A 16,862-nucleotide genomic window follows, 5' to 3' on the forward strand; every position below is an offset into this window, starting at 1 on the left:
TAGACCTTCGTTTCTTTTTTAAACTTTTGTGGTTTAAATGATTCTGTAATCTGTTGTAAAAGGTTTATTTTAAAGTTTATCTTAAAAGATGTTGTTTAGAGAAATGCAAGGGATTTCAAAATTTAACTAAATCTTTTTAATGAGAAATTCTAAGATTTTTTCTCCTAAATGGGATTCTAGTAAAGAATTATATATTGTACTATCGTATTGCCTGTAAATCTTTTGATTGTTTGAACACAATTAACTATATTTAAATAATACAAATAAACCTTAAAAACTAACTCCTAGCACAGATAATTCCTGACCTATATCAATTTTTCTACACTTATGATAGGTTAATGTGAAATATTAGACATTAATTCAAATTTAGGAGAAAGAATATATGAAAAAATATCTTCTAGGAATTTTCTTGGGATTTTTGCTCCTTGGAGCATTTATTCCAACTATTGAAAACATGGCTGCTCCCCAAATCACTGATACTTTAGTAATTTTACACCCTCATAGCAGTGAATTTGCAGATCATGTTATTGATGCCTTTAAGGTTTGGTATACAACAGAAACTGGTAATGATATTACAGTCACTACATCAGTAAAATATTCTGGTGATTGTTACGCTGATGTTGTGACATGGAATGGCACAAATCCAGAAGCTGACGTTTGGTGGGGTGGTGGTGAATTTTATTTCGAAGAAGCACGAAGAGCAAATCTTTTAGAGCCATATGAGGTAGTTGAAGATGGCAATATCTCAGCATATTTAGGTGGATGGCATTTAAAAGATGACTCGGATACTACCCCCACTTGGTACGCTGCAGCAATGAGTGGATTTGGAATAATTTACAATACTGCTTATCTTACAGCAGAAGGATTAGATGTACCAACAACTTGGGCTAGTCTAGCTGATCCTCAATATTTTGGTCATGTCGCAATGACTGATCCTGATTTAAGTGGATCAACGGTTGCTATTGTAAAACAACTTTTACAATTTATGGCAGATGAGCATTCTGGTTCAGAAATAACATTTGCAGCAAATGTTACTTCAGCTTGGGAATTATGGGTAAAAATCTCTGGTAATATAGGAACTTTTTCAACAAGTAGTTCAAAAGTACCTGCTGATGTTTCGGAAGGAAATGCTGGAATTGGTCTTTGCATTGATTATTATGCATTAGATATTATGGTAAATAATACTGACATTGGGTTTACATATGGTGGAGCTACAACTGTCAGTCCTGATCCTGCAGGAATTATTAAGGGAGCTGCTAATTTAGCCCCAGCACAGAAGTTTATGGACTTCTTAACTGGAACTGCAGGGCAAACTCTTGTTGGTGATTATCGTACGCCAGCTAACTTTAAAGCAGGAACTGCCAGCCATATTCCAAAAGCTTTCACTACCACAGGAGCCCCAAATACAGCAGCATTCCCGATCATCAGTCCATTTAATCCAGCAATTGATGGTGCGATTCATTCACGAGCTGAGACTCTTTTCCACTATTGGATTGTAGAAAACCATGATGACTTGAAAGCTGCATGGGAGAAAATTATTTCATTAAATGATGGAAGCCAGAAAGATGATGCGATTGCAGCTCTTGTCAAATTACCTGCTGACTTCAATGGTACAATGGCAGGTTTAGTAGCCCTTAAATACAAAGACTCTGCAGTTACTGGAAATTGGACCGCTCACGGCGCAGCACAATTCGCTGAAGCATTAGAAATTGCTGGAAAAGGAGGAGCAATTCCCGGATTTGAACTTTTAATAATCCTTGGAAGTCTAGTAGTTTTGATTCCTCTTTTACGTAAAAAGGAATAGAACTGAAAAATACCCTTTAGATCAAGATTTTTTAAAATCTGATCTTTCTCTTTTTTTTTTACTAACCATCTGAAAAAAACTCTATTTTAATTTTGCCAAGATATTTTTAAAGGAGCATATAAAATTAAATAAAAAGGAATCTTCCTGATTAGAAGGATCGAAAATGATACCAGCTACCTTAACAAAAAAGTTCAAAGAAGAAATAGCTCCTAAGACAAAAAAAAAGACAAAATCTTTATTTGCCAATTATGAATTCAAATCCTTAGGTATATTCTCAATCCTAATGTTTATATTCAGTTTTTATATGTTATTACCAATTTTAAATGTCTCAATTGCAGCTTTTAACTTTTCAGAACCAAATAATTTCTTTGACAACTTTATTTTCGTATTCAATGACACTGTTTATCGAACAAGCTTATTCAATACAGTTTTCACAGGTTTCACGACCACTTTTATCTGTTGTATTATTGGTTTGACGGTAACTATTATTTTTGCTAGATATCATTTTGCTGGTAAAAGATTTTTCCAGATATTAGCTATCCTTCCTTTAGTATCCCCTCCTTTTGTAGGAACATTTGGATTAAGTCGTCTATTAGATCGTAATGGTATTGTTAGTAATTTTCTTCAGCTATTCATTCCTGGTTTGCCCGATTTACTTGGTTCTTCACTTTGGGGAATCATCTTCATGCAATCTATTCATCTCTGGCCCCTTATCTTCTTCAATGCTTCTGCTTCATATAGTAAGATTGATCCTGCTCAAGAAGAGCAAGCTAGAAATTTAGGAAGTTGGGGATTAAACTTGTACCGAAAGATTATCCTACCTTTAATAACACCAGGATTTGTTGCAGGAGCTGTACTCGTATTTATTTGGTCAATTAGCGATTTAGGTACTCCAATTGTTTTAGAATTCCCAAAATTTGCTCCTTTTGTTGTTTTTAAAGATATTAGAGATGAAAGACAGACACATCTTTATGAAGCTTATGCACTTGTGATTATTTTACTTATAATTAGTGTTCTTGCGCTATTATTTGCCTCTAAACTTGTTGGGATGAAAGATTATGCTCCAGAAAAAGTTTCAGGAATGAAATTAGATCGAATGATGCAAACTCCATCAAAATCTAAATTAATTCTTGTTTATTTTATTCTTTCATTTCTATTGATTATATCGCTTCTTCCCCATCTTGGGATCATTTTTGTAGCCTTTGTTGAAAAAATCAATATTGGGGAAATAATACCCACCCTTTGGACTTTGGAAGGAGTAACAACAACATTAAGCAAAGAAAAGGTTATAGATATGATCATTAATTCCCTAGTTTACTCGATCTTAGCAATGTTTATAACAATTTTTATTGGAATAACCGTTGCATATCTTATTGTCCGAAAGAAGAAGCTAAATGGAATAACTACTATTATGGCGATTATCGGAGGCTATGCAGGACTTATTCTAGGAGCAAAAGCAGCATCAAGGCTCTCTATAGGATCAACAGAGAAAGTTCTAACTATGTTTGCATTTGCAATTGTAACTGCTCTTATCTTCTTTTTTATTGGTAAATTATTAAATCTTCGATCATTAGAAATTTTTTCGACCATGCCCTTTGCCGTCCCAGGCATTGTTTTAGCATCAGGATATATTTCATTCTTTAGTTCAACTACTTCTTTATGGGGTCTTTTACCCGCAGAATTTGATCTTATACCGATTATTGGAAATATAACTAGTTTAATTCGAGAAATATTCCTTTCTACCCCTAATTCACCATTAGAATTTAGATTCACCTCTTTTTGGTTTATCTTTGTTGTTTCTTATTCTGTTAGAAGGATGCCTTATGCTGTGCAGTCATCAACCGCTGTTCTTCGTCAAATTCATGAATCTCTAGAAGAAGTCGCACATAATTTGGGTGCATCCACATTAACTACACTTAGGAAGGTAACAATACCTTTAATGGCGAGTGGTGTGTTAGCAGGGGGGATTTTGACTCTAATAACGAGTTTTACAGAAGTTTCGACCTCTATCATGATTACGCCTATAAATGAACCTTTTAAACCATTTTTTCCCTTCACTAGTTTATCAGACCCATTGACAAAAGGAATTTATGATGAAATAAATCGTGGGGGATATCCTATAGCCCCTGCTGGTGTTATGGGATTGATTCAATTGATTGTAGCAGCAATAGGAATGACAATTACACAAAAATTACTTGGTGAAAAAACAGGAACAGCATTTGGCGGATGAAAAAATGTCAGTTGAACAACCCCCAAATCGATCACAATATTCAAAGAAAATAATTAGATTCTTGAAAGATTTACCAGCTTATATCATAGAATATAAAAGTGCTATTATTTTTATTGTGGCTTGGTTAATCATTGCTGAAATTGCAGGTTATTCATTTGTAAATCTTTTTATAATGATCATTAAACTCCTAGCGTATCCATTATATTTAATACTTTTTAACACAGAGTTTAGAGCAATGAAAATCCCAGAAATATTTATCCTATTAATCCCATTAGTCTTTTTCGTGTTAATTGGATTTTTAACTATTATTGCAACTGAGGATTGAAAGATATCACCCCTTCAATTAATTAAACTATTTAAAGTTTAATAGATTTAAATAGGTATGATTTATCAGCTAATGGGGTCATTTCAGGAGATTTAATAACATATATTAATGTTCTAAGCTTCTCTATATTATTAGTATGGAAAAAAATAGATATAAAGAGCCCATTGATTCAGTCTAAATTCTTCTTTTCTTTATTACGTGAGGGGATGAACTCTTCTTTCAGGAATTTAACCAAATCAGCTACTGAGATAAAGGTTTTATCTGCAAAAAAACTTGTAAACGGGCTATAATTTTCTGCTGGAAAAACAGCAAAAACATATTTATTATTTCGGAATCCATAAGCTTGTTCATTAACCACACCAGATGAATGGACAATTTCTGGATAAAATACAACAACCATAGTTCCTTGATCTATTAACTGGAAGTCACGATAGACAGTTTGATAAAAATCATAAATACGAATGTCATCAGGAATGTCTTCATAGACTTTTTCGAGTTCCATGGTTCCAGGATCAAATACAACCATTCCAAGATTTCTAAGTTTGTTTGCTAAGATTTGTATTTCCTTTTTTTTTTCCTCATCTTTGATATGTGTCATAGGATAAGAGAGATAGACTTTTTCGGAAATCTCATGTTTAAAAATGAGTAAATATAAAGTTTCAGGAGGTTGTTTTCTTGCTATTATATAGAAAGGCTTTTTCAATATTTCCGCCATAAGTTTAGTAGTGAATGCTTCCTCTTCTTGCCAAATTCCTAATTGTAGTCGATTATTCATACCTCCCCAAAGCGGATTGGCTTCTAATGTATTATAAATATCATTAATCACATTAATAATTGTTATGAAAATATCTGGTTTCAATTTTGTTAAATAAAAAAAATCCCATCCTTGCATCAGATGCTCACGCCATCTAAAGGTTGCATGAGTATTGATAATCACGGCAACATCTTCATTTTGGGATTCATACTCTTTCACTTCCCGAATTATTCGTTCAAAAACAGTTGATCTTAATGCTTGAAGAGTTGAAGGTGAAAGATCTAACATCTTTTCACGTTTTACATCCATCCTCAGTTCTTCTGCAGCCTCGAGCATCATACGATTGGTATTCATGATTATTAATTTCTTCTTCGGGTGATTTTGTTTAATATATTCTTCTAAATCACGAACAGCGTCAGATCGTCCAGACCCAGAAATTCCACTAACTATAACGCGCACCTAGTTTTCCTACCTATTTAATTATTGCAAGTTCTATATTGAATCCTCATTTTTAAAGTCAAATTTCAAATCTTCAGCTTACTTCAGAGTTTTTATAATTAAGCTTTTCTAATTAACCAAAATTATTTTTCGCTTCCATTATTTATCCTATTGTATGTTAATTAAAAATGGAAAAATTCATGTTACCTCCCATTCCCTTGCTGTTTTTGATTTTGACGGAACTCTATCTTTAAAATCTGATTCATCCTCATGGAAAACAGTGCACGATTATTTTGGCACATGGGAGTCTCACGGTAAAGCTATTTTGGCAAAATTCCTAAAAGGAGAAATTTCTTATTATGAATTTTGTCGCCTAGATGCTAAAACATGGAAAGGATATTTAGAGAGTGATTACTACAAAGCTCTCGAAACAATTGTATTAAGGGATGGACTATCCGGTTTAGTCACTTTTCTAAAGGAAAAAGGATTTACTCTTGCTATCTTATCAATGGGGCTTTTTACTGTTGTAGATCAAATTGCACGAAAATATAAATTTGATTATTGGATTGCCAATGATATAGTTCGGATCAACAATCAAATTACAGGAGAAGTGAAAATTAACATAGGATGGAAAAAGAAAGGTACAATTTTACAATCAATACTTAAAAAATACAATATTGATAAGAATAATTGTTTAGCTATTGGAGATGCATCCGCGGACATCGAGATGTTTGAAGCTGCAGGTATTTCAATTGCTATTGAACCTAGTTCAGAAGAGGTAGCGAAAGCTGCTGATTTTGTTTGTCAAGGAAAAGATCTGAGAGAAATAATTTCTTTCTTTGAATAAACTTTTATTTATTTCTTTTTTATCAACTTGAAGAGTATTGCATTAATATCCTTAAGATCAAATTCCTTAGGATTTAAAAATGATCCTACAGGTTCAATTCGTTCTTCTAAACCTAAAAACATAGCTTCTGAAATCTCTCCGGCAACTTCAGTTGGTGGAAGAAAAGAAACAGCTAATTTTAGGTTTGGTTTTATCGTAGTGAGGTTAGTCATTACTGTATATTCTCCTTGACTATCAGATACACGAGCTTTAACAAATTCTCCGATTTTTTGAACATTCCGAATCCTTACTGCTTTAATATCTATTCCTACCCCTATTTCAAATCCTTCCTTTTGTAATCTGTTTTGAAAACCTTCAAGAAGCTGTACTCCCCAGTTTAATATTGCGTAACTTAACTTATGAGTTGATGGAGTTTGTAAAGCAGGATTAATAGCTTCTCGTAATTCTTGTGCCATTTTTTGAATTAAAATAACATCTTTATGTTCATGGAGATCCTTTAGAGACAGATATGAATACTTGAGGATCATCAATGCTGCCTCGCATTTTCTTAAAATTTCTTCTAAATCATCTTTTGATCGTGAGGGCCGAAAACCTAGTTTAAATTTAAATTGATCCTTTAATTTATGAACAGCATATTCAGCAACAATAATTTGAGGAAGTTTATCAGTTTGTATACTCAATCTCTACACCCGAGTGACTTGGAACTTCTTTATTTAATATTTGAAATATTATAATTCTAACGAAGCTCTTCAATATCTTTAGAAAGTTCTTCAGCAATTTGTATAATTGGAGTAAAACTTTCAGCTGTTAAAGAGGCTCCTCCAATAAGACCTCCATCAATATCTGTAATCTCCAACAGTTCTCGTGCATTACTTTGGCTCATTGAACCCCCATAGATAATACGTATCCACTCTCCAATTGGATTACCAAATTCTTTCCTAATCCAATCTCTTATCATTTTATGAGCAGAAGCGGCTTGAGTAGGAGTAGCAGGCTTTATTTCAATACCAGGATTCAAATAAGGATTATTAATCGCCCAAACAGGTTCATAAGCGATAATAATTTTCTTAAGTTCTTCATCAGAAACTCCAAATAAACATTCGCTTAGCTGTGAACTATTAATTTCCCTTGTTAGTCCTTCTTCGCGTTCTTTAGCTGTTTCACCAATACATAAGACAACTTTAAGCCCATGTTGTAATGCTTTAAGCACTTTCAAGTTAATTGTTTGATTGGACTCCCCGAAAATTCTTCGTGGTTCACTATGGCCAAGAATCACATAATTACACCCTGCATCTAATAAAGATAATACTGAAATTTGACCTGTAAAAGCCCCCTGTTCAATATAATGCATGTTCTGACCTGCTATTCTTAATTTGGTTTTAGCAATAATCTGTTTTACATTAAATAAACTGTTAAATGGGGGAGCAATAAACACCTCTACCCGTTTAATATTTTCTATTGTAGAGGCAATTGTTTGAGCCTTTTTTTCAGCATCATCAACAGTTAAAACTTGCATTTTCCAATTTCCGCCTATTACAAATCTTCGCATATTCAATCATCTCTTTGTTTGCTGAGTGGTTTTTACTAATGAAAAGTTTTCATTTATTTGAGGTGGTACCTATTCAGAATAATTTTTTTATCAAATAATCTCTTTAGTCTTCTACTAATGAAAATATGTAAACTTTCCAGAGTAAATTTTAAGAATAATTATGGGGATGAATAAAGAAGTATGGATTCTCTTCTGGAGATAATACTAGAAAAGCTACTCTTAATGCTATAATATTAATAGCCACTGCTAAACCCTTCGCTTCTGAGACTTGATTAACCAATAATACAGTAAATATTAATAGTAATCCAACTGATGCAACTAATACAGTGGTTCTAATGACACGACGTGATCGTTGACCACTTAATACATAAATTTCATCTGGAAAAGCATATTCTATTGCTATATTACTCAAATTAAATGTTAAAATTACTGCCCAAATAAGAAAGATCAAATAAACAACCAATAACAAAACAATATCTAAACCCAACCTATTTAAATCGATTAGAGTGACTAAAACACAGAAAAGGATTATTAGAATATCAGTAGTTTTATTCAAATCTTGTATTTCCATATTTGATTAAAGAAAATTTACTTTATACAATTTAATTTTTTATCCTATCTTTTTTTTGAGGTGTTAAACTTGAAAAACATTTTTTTTTCTGCAAAACATACTGGACATACCCATGTGTTAGGAATTTCTTCGAATAGGGTCCCTGAATGAATTTTTGATACAGCATCACCTATCTCAGGTTTATAGACGTATCCACATACACTACAGCGCCACCAATCTTTTGGCATGATATATCCAGTATTTTCCCTATTCAACATCAATTATTCCCTCTGCAGTTACCCCAAAAATTGCTTCACTCTCTGGTAAGAGGGGACTATCAACGATTCGTGCAATTCTTCTTTCTCCTTTTGATTTTCGGAGATAAACACGGGTTTGTGCTGCATGAGCTACAATATGCCCTCCTACTGGAGCTGTTGGATCGCCAAAAAATTGATCAGGTTTTGCATGTACTTGATTAGTCACAATTACTGCGATATTACCAACCTCAGCAGCACGTAGAATTGTATGAATGTGTTGATTGAGTTTTTGTTGACGAGATGCTAGTGTTCCTCTTCCTACATACTCTGCACGGAAATGCGAAATTAACGAATCTACAATTAGTAATCGAACATTCTGAACAGGAATATATTCTTTAATCATCTTTTCCACTAATACCATTTGATGATCACTATTGTGAGCTCTTCCATGTAGAATATTCTCAAGAGCTATATCTACCTCTAATACATCTTTCCATCGTTCAGCCATAGCCACGATCCTTTCAGGTCTAAAAGTTCCTTCAGTATCAATATATACAACTTTAGGTAAATTATCTCCTTCTTTTAAACCACCTCTTTCTCTTGGTAATTGAACTGTAACACATAATTGATGCGCAATTTGGGTTTTACCTGTTCTAAATTCTCCATAAAGCTCAGTTATAGCTCCAGTTTCAATTCCTCCTCCAAATAATTCATCTAATTGTTTACTTCCAGTAGTTATTTTAGCTAATTCTCTTCTTCGATTTAAGACTGATTTAGCAGTCTCAAAATCTATATCTAAGGCCTCCCTCGCTGACTCGATTATTTTAGTCACTGTTTTCTCCCCCATATTAGCAATTGAGGCTAATTCTCCAACAGAGACCGTTGCTATGGCTTCTAATGTGGAAAATCCTGCTTCTATTAGTTTTTGAGCAGTCGATGGCCCAACTCCTGGAAGATCTGTAATGCTAGTTAGTTTAGAGGTTTTTCTGCTCTTATCTTCTGACTTCTCTTCTTCTACGTCCTCTGAATTTTCGATTTTTTTCTTTGGGGACATTTTATTCCCTTTCCTGAGATTTCTATTCTTTCTTACTGTTAAGTCCAGAACATTCCTTCTGATTATATGTTCTTCTTAAAATAATTTTGTCAAATTAAACTCTGATTGGAAGTGAGATTCTTCTTGTTCTTTAGTTTATACTTCAATAAATATTTCCCTAGTGATTTCTTCAAATAAAGATAGTTCCCTAGAAATTTGGATAGATAAATAAATCCCAGGGATTTTTTTACTTCTCTCCTGATCTTTAGGAAACACTATTTAGAAAATTTATAAACAATATACTAAATTATAATTTATTTTATTCATGAGTTTTAGGGATTACAAAAATGCTTATATCTAATATTTTAGGGTAATAACTATACAGGATTTAACAACCCTAAAATATATATTAGACTTATATTTCAATTGCAGGGATTAAATTTGGTTACTCATTACCTCGGTCCTCTTTATTTGCAGATTGTAAGACTTTTATCCAATAAAAGAAAAGCTGTATCTCCTATCTTAGCCACTGTAATAATCTTTGGCTTGATTATCACAGGGGTTATGATGACCTTTATACAGGTTGTACCATTTATCGAAAGAGCTCAAAGTGAGGAGGCTATTTCTACGGTAAAAAATAGCCTTCTTGATCTAGATACAACGATTAAAACTTTAATCAGTGAAAGTGGTGACCCAGGTGGCTTTCGAACCACACTCTTTCAAAAATCTGCTGGTAAATTAGTATTTTCTCCTGCATCAGCCTATATTTCCTTAAAACTAGTTGATCAAGATTCGGAAATCGTTTATAATTTCACAAATATTGATTCAGGACATCCAGTCAAATCACTTGATTGGGTTTATAACAGTCCAAGAACAATAGTACCACGAGGGACATCAAAATACCTGTTAGGCCCTGATCCATATCAACATCGTGATCCAGTTTTTTTAACAGGTGCTTTTGCTAGTACTGAATATCAAGAATTGACAAATTTGACTCTAAGTCACTTGAATGATCGAAGGCATCATATCATCTTGAATTACAGGACTTCTATTCATTTAACTGTCTCTACGTCTCCTGAGCCTGAAATAAAATTCCAAGTTTTCTTTATTTCCCTTTCAGCAAATTTTGATGTTATCCATTCTTCATCCACTCAAATAAAAGTTCATTCTACTCAACTTACATCTTCCCCAATAACCCTTCCAAGTAACCCTGCAATCTCTCAGTTAAATTTATTATGGGAAGATATTCGTGATACAGGTACCGTTTCTTATGATCTTTGGAGCACCCAAAATATAAGAGGGCTTACTCAAATAAGTTATTTCAATATTGTTGTTCAAAAAATTGTCTATGAAATTGGTTTAAGCACATAATGAGAGTAAAATAATATGGCGTCTCAATATATTACTTTTATGATGATTTTTACTCTAGGTTTAAGCTTAGTGATTTTGACTAATTCAATGTTTCTTACTTTAAGTGAAGAATTTCGGGATAATTTAGCTAATCTAGAAATGCGAGAAATTCTCGAATTTCTGCAAAGTCAAATCCAGCAATCATTGCAACTTTGTGACTCTGGAAATATTACAATAAACCAATATATAAATCTCCCATCGCTACTTGGTCAAGGACTTCGTTATTCTATTGAAATAACTAATGTATCTAATAATGAAATCCAACTTCATGGCTTTACCACGAAATATGAAGTAAATCGTATACAATCGTTCATGATCAACAGTAAATTCAACCTTATTGTGGCAAATACAGCTTTTCAAAGCGTCAATGAGATACTTATTTTATCTATAGGAAAGATTGGGCTGGATCTTAATATCCAGATAACTTAATATTTGAGATATTACATAATCCTAATAATCACATCTAAAAAATCAAATACATAAATAATTAAATTAAAATCTAAATAAAATTGTTAACCTAATGAGAAATTTTTAACTCCATTAATTAATTAATAAATAGAAGGTTAGGAATAAATGTCCGAATCGAGTAGTTTAATTCGTGAAACATATCCTTTAATCCCCCCATTTAGTTACGCACTAGTTGCAACTGACCCAGAATCAAAACAAACTAAATATACCGTCGTTGAAGTTCCTCTTAGTGCTAAAGAGAAAGAAATTTTGGATATGATCAAGAGTACATTAGAAGAAGAATTAGATGTCGACTTTAATGTTCTTAAAAACCCTGAGGTTGCTCGAGATTACTTAAGACAGAAAGTCATCGGTATTGCTAAAAATTACGGTTTAAAATTAGATGAGAAAACATTTGACAAAATCAATTATCATATAACACGAGATTTTGTGGGATTTGGACCTATAGATGCAATGCTAAAGGACCATAATGTTGAAGACATTTCGTGTGATGGGGTTGGAATTCCTGTTTATATCTGGCACCGAAAATTTGAAAGTATTCAAACTAATATAAAATTTGATAACGAAGATGATCTGGATGCCTTTATTATTAAGCTTGCTCAGCGTTCAGGACGTCATATTAGTGTTGCACGACCTTTATTAGATGCAGCTCTTGCTGATGGGAGTCGTCTGCAGTTAACATATGGTAGAGAAGTTACTCAAAGGGGTAGTACTTTTACAATCAGAAAATTTCGTTCTGATCCACTAACCATAACTGATATGATAACATTCAATACAATTGATGAAGATCTTGCAGCGTTTCTTTGGTATGCTTTAGAGAATAGAAATTCAGTAGTTATCGCTGGAGGTACAGCTGCAGGTAAAACTTCACTTCTTAATAGTTTAGCAATGTTTATTCGACCAGGAATGAAAATAGTATCTATTGAAGATACTGCAGAACTTCATTTACCACATGAAAATTGGATTCCAGCCGTGGCTCGAGAAGGATATGGTGGACGAGAAATAGATGGATCTAGACGTGGGGAAGTATCAATGTATGATCTACTTCGTGCTGCATTGCGACAAAGGCCTGATTATTTATTTGTTGGTGAAGTTCGTGGTTCGGAAGCTTATAACCTTTTCCAAGCCATGGCAACAGGACATACAGGAATGGGTACAATACACGGAGATAGTGTTACAGGAACTATACGTCGACTTGAAAATGAACCCATGAATATTCCTCGAACATTAATTCAAACTCTAAATCTGCTTATTGTCCTTCGAAAGGTTCGACGTGGGGATAAGCAAGTAAGAAGGGTTATTGAGGCGACAGAAATCGTGGGAATTGATCCGGTAACCACAGAGTTAATAACAAATAAAGTTTTTGGTTGGAATGCACGCGAAGACGCCTTTATCAATTATGGAAGGTCTTATATTCTTGAAGGAATACAAGAAGGACAAGGATTGACAGATTCCCAAGTTTATGATGAAATTGAGAGGCGTAAAACCATTTTAAGATGGCAAGTAAAGAAAAAATTGGCCCATTACACACAAGTTGCTGAAGTTATTAACAATTATTATCAAAATCCTTTAGAAACTGTAGATCGAGCAAAAAGAGAACTAAAAGCTGTCTAAAAATCGTTGTGGAGCGTTTTACTTTGAGTAAGTTTATAAGGCGAGTTGGTTATCTCCGTTTTGGGAGGTATCTAGAACCATGGATTGAAGGGGGAAAGTTTAAGCGATTAGGTCGAAGTTTAAAAAAAGCAGGAATAGACATTTCTGTTCGTGCATATCTTGGAAGTGCAATACTCAGTTCAATTATTGTTGGATTATTAGTCTTATTTTTTAGTACAGGATTAGTATTAATACTTGTTCAATCATTAACTCCTCAAATCAACGCCAATGGACAATTATTATTGAGTATTATTATAGGCATAATACTAGGAATATTTTTTGCCATAATAACCTATATTCCATTCATATATTGGCCTCAAATGAAGGCTGCTGATCGTAAAATTCTTATTGAAGCTGGTTTACCATCAACCGCTTCTTATCTGTCTGCTATGTCAAGTTCTGGAGTTCCCCCAGATAGATTATTCTACTCACTTGCAGGTGAAGAATCAGTCGCTCCTGAAATTTCCAAGGAGAGTAAACGTATAACACGTGATATTGAAATTTTTGGTTATGATATTTTAAAAGCACTTAGAACTGCGAGCGAACGGTCTCCTTCAGAAAGATTCTCCAAATTTCTTGATGGTATGTCTGCAACAGTGACTAGCGGTGGTGATTTAACTTTTTTCTTAACAGCTGAGAGTAAAGCGCTAATGAAACTTAAAGAAGAAGAAACAAAAGAGTTTATTGAACAATTAGGGGTTTTATCAGAAATTTTTATGATCATCGGAGTAGTTTCACCTCTTTTCTTTGTTGTTATTATTGCTATTTTAGCTGTTATCACTAAGGATGCAACTGTAGGTGGAATAATTATGGTTCTACTTACCTATTTTTTGATGCCAATCCTATTAACAGTGATGCTTTTACTAATTTCAACAATATCACGAGAAATTTAAATGGAGGCAAGAAAGAATGGGAAAACTTACTACAAAAGGTGAACAAAGGATTTGGATACTCTCAATATTTTTGTTTCTTGTTACATTAGTGATTTCATTATTTTTCTATAGTCCAGTTATTCAGCATATTGTTGAAAGAACAGAACCTGTTTATCCTCCTATTGAAAATGATCCTTACTTATTCACTATACGTGAGGTCTCTTTAGATCCTATCTTCAAGTTTTTTGATGTTTTAGATATTACAGTTTTACTAGCTCTAGCTCTCCTTTTAATACCTGCTCTAGCTTATCATTCGAATCAAAAATGGCGGGATAATATTGATGACCACATTCCTTCTCTTCTTAGAGAGATTTCTGATGCTCAAAAAACAGGTTTACCATTACCTAGAGCAATAATGGAATCCTCAAAGCATCAATATGGAGCACTTACACCAGAATTAAAAAAAATGGCCGCTAAAATAAGTTGGGGAATACCTTTCAGCAAAGCTCTTCGAAGTTTAACTGAAACTGCAGACACTCCTTTAATGAAGCGAACCTCGCTGTTGATTTTAGAGGCTGAACGATCAGGTGGAGCCATTGAAGATGTATTTGAATCTGCACATAACCATGTTTCTGAGATTTTAGGTTTAAAACGGGAAAGACTTTCAGCAATGAAACCTTATACTTGGATAATATATGCCTCTTTCATTGTATTTGCGATTGTAATGATTATCTTACTTTATTCCTTCTTCCAAACCCTTGCAGTTCAAATAGTTGATGCTGTTTCAGCTGGACAAGTAGCAACTGCAAAACTCCCATCGAATGTTGCAGGACTTCAATTACTCTTTTTCCACCTTATGATTATTGAAGCAATATTTGCTGGATTAATTTCAGGAAAAATGGGTGAAGGAGATGCTAAAATAGGCTTGAGACATTCATGTATTCTATTGATTATCTCCTATGCTTTCTTTAAAATAACTGTTCTGCTTTTCTAGGATAAATGGTGATATAATGGGTAAAGATGAAAAGGTATTAACAGAAATATTAGAAAAAATATCTAGTTTGGAAGACAAACTTACTAATATGGAATTTCTACTTGTCCAAGGCATGGGTTCAGGGGGTTCATTACCAAAACCAATCTCTTCTTCAGCTCCTAATGTTGCAGTTGGCCCTGTAGAAGTCGATTTTGCACCAATTGAAGGAAGATTAGGAATTATGGAAAAAAATATCTCTGAATTAACTTTAAAAGTGAATACACTATCAGAGATCACTTCAAATATAAGATCAGAGAAAGCTGAAAAAGCAGATGAGTTAATTGCTCAAGCAACAACTCTTTTAGAGAAAGGATTACAGCTAACTGAATTAGAAACCACCTTACTTGAATTAAAGGATAAATTGGAGGAAATTGTAATTCAGCTAGAAGTTTCTAATGTTGGATCAACCGATGATATTTCTTAGGATGTTAATTAACAAATTATCACAATATGATGGGAAGCATAAATGATATTTCAACTTTTAAACAAAAAACGAAAAGGACAAATGAGAGCTGTGGACTTTGTCATCAGTCTTTTCCTTTTCTTGTTAATGCTTTCACAATTACTCCTTATTATAATTAACATTCAATCTAATATTAATCGTACTGATGTAGGGACAATCTCATATGATGATCTCGACAATTTTAGCCGTATGATATTACGGGAATCAGGAACAGATGATTGGGGATATCTAAAAAATTTACCTAATAATTTCGGTTTAGCCACTAGTCATTATTATGGATATTTTGCTCTGGATGCTGCCAAAATTGCTCGTCTTATTAGTGGAACGGGAATTTCTACTATCTCTGGAATGAATAATTATGATTATGAAACTTTGAAAGATGTTATCAAATTATCTGGAAAGAGAGAATTTCAAATCTCCCTTCAACAAAGCCTAAAGATATCTCTTACTCTAATCAGTGTAAATCAAACCCATAATAGAGTAGAATTTGTTGTTACAAATCCTTACAATACTCCAATCCCTAAAGCTAATTCTAAAGTAATAGTTGTTAACTTAAAAGATGCACAATTGCTATACGGAGAGGATCTACTCACGAATTCTACTGGAGGGAGTTCTTATACGTATGAGATTCCGCATTTTAATGATCCAGATGGACAACATGTCATCTTGGTAGTAGCCGAGACAGGTGTTCTTTGGGGTGTAAATTGGGGAAGCATAGACTCTGTTTTTCCTCAAGCTTTTATCGGAACTTCTTCAAGTACGACTATTTGGGCAGGTGGCATTAATTCTTCAGCTTTGCTTGTAAGCGATACTTTACCTACAACAGATACACCTGTTAATCATTTCATTTCGATAATCTACAAAGATACATTACATTCATATTCATCACATTTTCTAGATTTAGGTTCTATGTCTTGGGATGGAAATGAAACAATATTACTACCAGAAACTGGCCTTGTCATACTTCTTAGTATTTCACAATATACAGATTATTATAGAGTAGGTATTGGAACTTATCCAGCTATTTTGGATAAGACAGAGGAACAAGGACAGTATTATAATACTTTGGGTCATATAAGTGATAATATTAGAATCAAAGCTTTATTGAGTAAAACTTATCCTGTGATTGTCCGTGGTTTATTAATGCGATGTCAAATAACTCTTTGGAGTGAGTAA

Annotated in this window: 17 protein-coding genes; 11 read left to right on the plus strand and 6 right to left on the minus strand. The window is 33.5% G+C overall.

Annotation, left to right across the window (positions count from 1 at the left end):
* Positions 1 to 382: 382 nt before the first annotated feature.
* From ACWVCY_RS02145 to ACWVCY_RS02155, 3 genes are all read left to right on the plus strand, one after another.
* Positions 383 to 1,804: an ABC transporter substrate-binding protein gene (locus ACWVCY_RS02145; RefSeq protein WP_455140019.1), complete on the plus strand. Its 1,422-nt coding sequence runs from the start codon at positions 383 to 385 to the stop codon at positions 1,802 to 1,804.
* Positions 1,805 to 1,967: 163 nt separating this feature from the next.
* Positions 1,968 to 4,034 (plus strand): ABC transporter permease, encoded by a 2,067-nt coding sequence (locus ACWVCY_RS02150; RefSeq protein WP_455140021.1) that lies wholly within the window; start codon positions 1,968 to 1,970, stop codon positions 4,032 to 4,034.
* A 4-nt stretch (positions 4,035 to 4,038) separates the two neighbouring features.
* Entirely contained in the window at positions 4,039 to 4,359 is a 321-nt protein-coding gene (locus ACWVCY_RS02155) for a hypothetical protein (RefSeq protein WP_455140023.1), read from the plus strand.
* 169 nt (positions 4,360 to 4,528) lie between these two features.
* Here ACWVCY_RS02155 and ACWVCY_RS02160 read toward each other — a convergent pair whose 3' ends face one another.
* Entirely contained in the window at positions 4,529 to 5,572 is a 1,044-nt protein-coding gene (locus ACWVCY_RS02160) for an AAA family ATPase (RefSeq protein ID WP_455140025.1), read from the minus strand.
* 154 nt (positions 5,573 to 5,726) lie between these two features.
* On the opposite strand from ACWVCY_RS02160, the gene ACWVCY_RS02165 reads away from it, so the two are divergent.
* Complete coding sequence (locus tag ACWVCY_RS02165; RefSeq protein WP_455140027.1) at positions 5,727 to 6,398, plus strand: HAD family hydrolase; 672 nt, start codon at positions 5,727 to 5,729, stop codon at positions 6,396 to 6,398.
* A gap of 8 nt (positions 6,399 to 6,406) precedes the next feature.
* Here the strand turns inward: ACWVCY_RS02165 and ACWVCY_RS02170 are convergent, their stop codons facing one another.
* From ACWVCY_RS02170 to radA, 5 genes are all read right to left on the minus strand, one after another.
* Positions 6,407 to 7,078: a hypothetical protein gene (locus ACWVCY_RS02170; protein WP_455140029.1), complete on the minus strand. Its 672-nt coding sequence runs from the start codon at positions 7,076 to 7,078 to the stop codon at positions 6,407 to 6,409.
* Positions 7,079 to 7,134: 56 nt separating this feature from the next.
* Complete coding sequence (gene tpiA, locus ACWVCY_RS02175; protein ID WP_455140031.1) at positions 7,135 to 7,947, minus strand: triose-phosphate isomerase; 813 nt, start codon at positions 7,945 to 7,947, stop codon at positions 7,135 to 7,137.
* A 148-nt stretch (positions 7,948 to 8,095) separates the two neighbouring features.
* Positions 8,096 to 8,503, minus strand: a complete 408-nt coding sequence (locus ACWVCY_RS02180) for a hypothetical protein (RefSeq protein ID WP_455140033.1) — start codon at positions 8,501 to 8,503, stop codon at positions 8,096 to 8,098.
* Between the two features lie 59 nt (positions 8,504 to 8,562).
* Entirely contained in the window at positions 8,563 to 8,775 is a 213-nt protein-coding gene (locus ACWVCY_RS02185; protein ID WP_455140035.1) for a rubredoxin, read from the minus strand.
* The gene (radA, locus tag ACWVCY_RS02190) at positions 8,765 to 9,808 is read right to left on the minus strand and encodes a DNA repair and recombination protein RadA (protein WP_455140037.1); all 1,044 of its coding nucleotides are present in this window, start codon (positions 9,806 to 9,808) and stop codon (positions 8,765 to 8,767) included. Before radA ends, ACWVCY_RS02185 begins: the two co-directional genes overlap by 11 nt.
* 420 nt (positions 9,809 to 10,228) lie before the next feature.
* On the opposite strand from radA, the gene ACWVCY_RS02195 reads away from it, so the two are divergent.
* From ACWVCY_RS02195 to ACWVCY_RS02225, 7 genes are all read left to right on the plus strand, one after another.
* Entirely contained in the window at positions 10,229 to 11,158 is a 930-nt protein-coding gene (locus ACWVCY_RS02195; RefSeq protein ID WP_455140039.1) for a hypothetical protein, read from the plus strand.
* Positions 11,159 to 11,173: 15 nt separating this feature from the next.
* Positions 11,174 to 11,626, plus strand: a complete 453-nt coding sequence (locus tag ACWVCY_RS02200; RefSeq protein ID WP_455140041.1) for a hypothetical protein — start codon at positions 11,174 to 11,176, stop codon at positions 11,624 to 11,626.
* Between the two features lie 144 nt (positions 11,627 to 11,770).
* A complete protein-coding gene (locus ACWVCY_RS02205; protein WP_455140043.1) occupies positions 11,771 to 13,279 on the plus strand; it encodes a type II/IV secretion system ATPase subunit in 1,509 nt (502 codons plus the stop codon).
* Positions 13,280 to 13,302: 23 nt separating this feature from the next.
* Positions 13,303 to 14,211 (plus strand): type II secretion system F family protein, encoded by a 909-nt coding sequence (locus tag ACWVCY_RS02210; RefSeq protein ID WP_455140045.1) that lies wholly within the window; start codon positions 13,303 to 13,305, stop codon positions 14,209 to 14,211.
* A gap of 16 nt (positions 14,212 to 14,227) precedes the next feature.
* The gene (locus ACWVCY_RS02215) at positions 14,228 to 15,184 is read left to right on the plus strand and encodes a type II secretion system F family protein (protein WP_455140047.1); all 957 of its coding nucleotides are present in this window, start codon (positions 14,228 to 14,230) and stop codon (positions 15,182 to 15,184) included.
* Between the two features lie 16 nt (positions 15,185 to 15,200).
* A complete protein-coding gene (locus ACWVCY_RS02220) occupies positions 15,201 to 15,647 on the plus strand; it encodes a hypothetical protein (protein WP_455140049.1) in 447 nt (148 codons plus the stop codon).
* Between the two features lie 42 nt (positions 15,648 to 15,689).
* The gene (locus ACWVCY_RS02225) at positions 15,690 to 16,862 is read left to right on the plus strand and encodes a hypothetical protein (RefSeq protein ID WP_455140051.1); all 1,173 of its coding nucleotides are present in this window, start codon (positions 15,690 to 15,692) and stop codon (positions 16,860 to 16,862) included.

This window comes from Candidatus Hodarchaeum mangrovi (assembly GCF_975850365.1).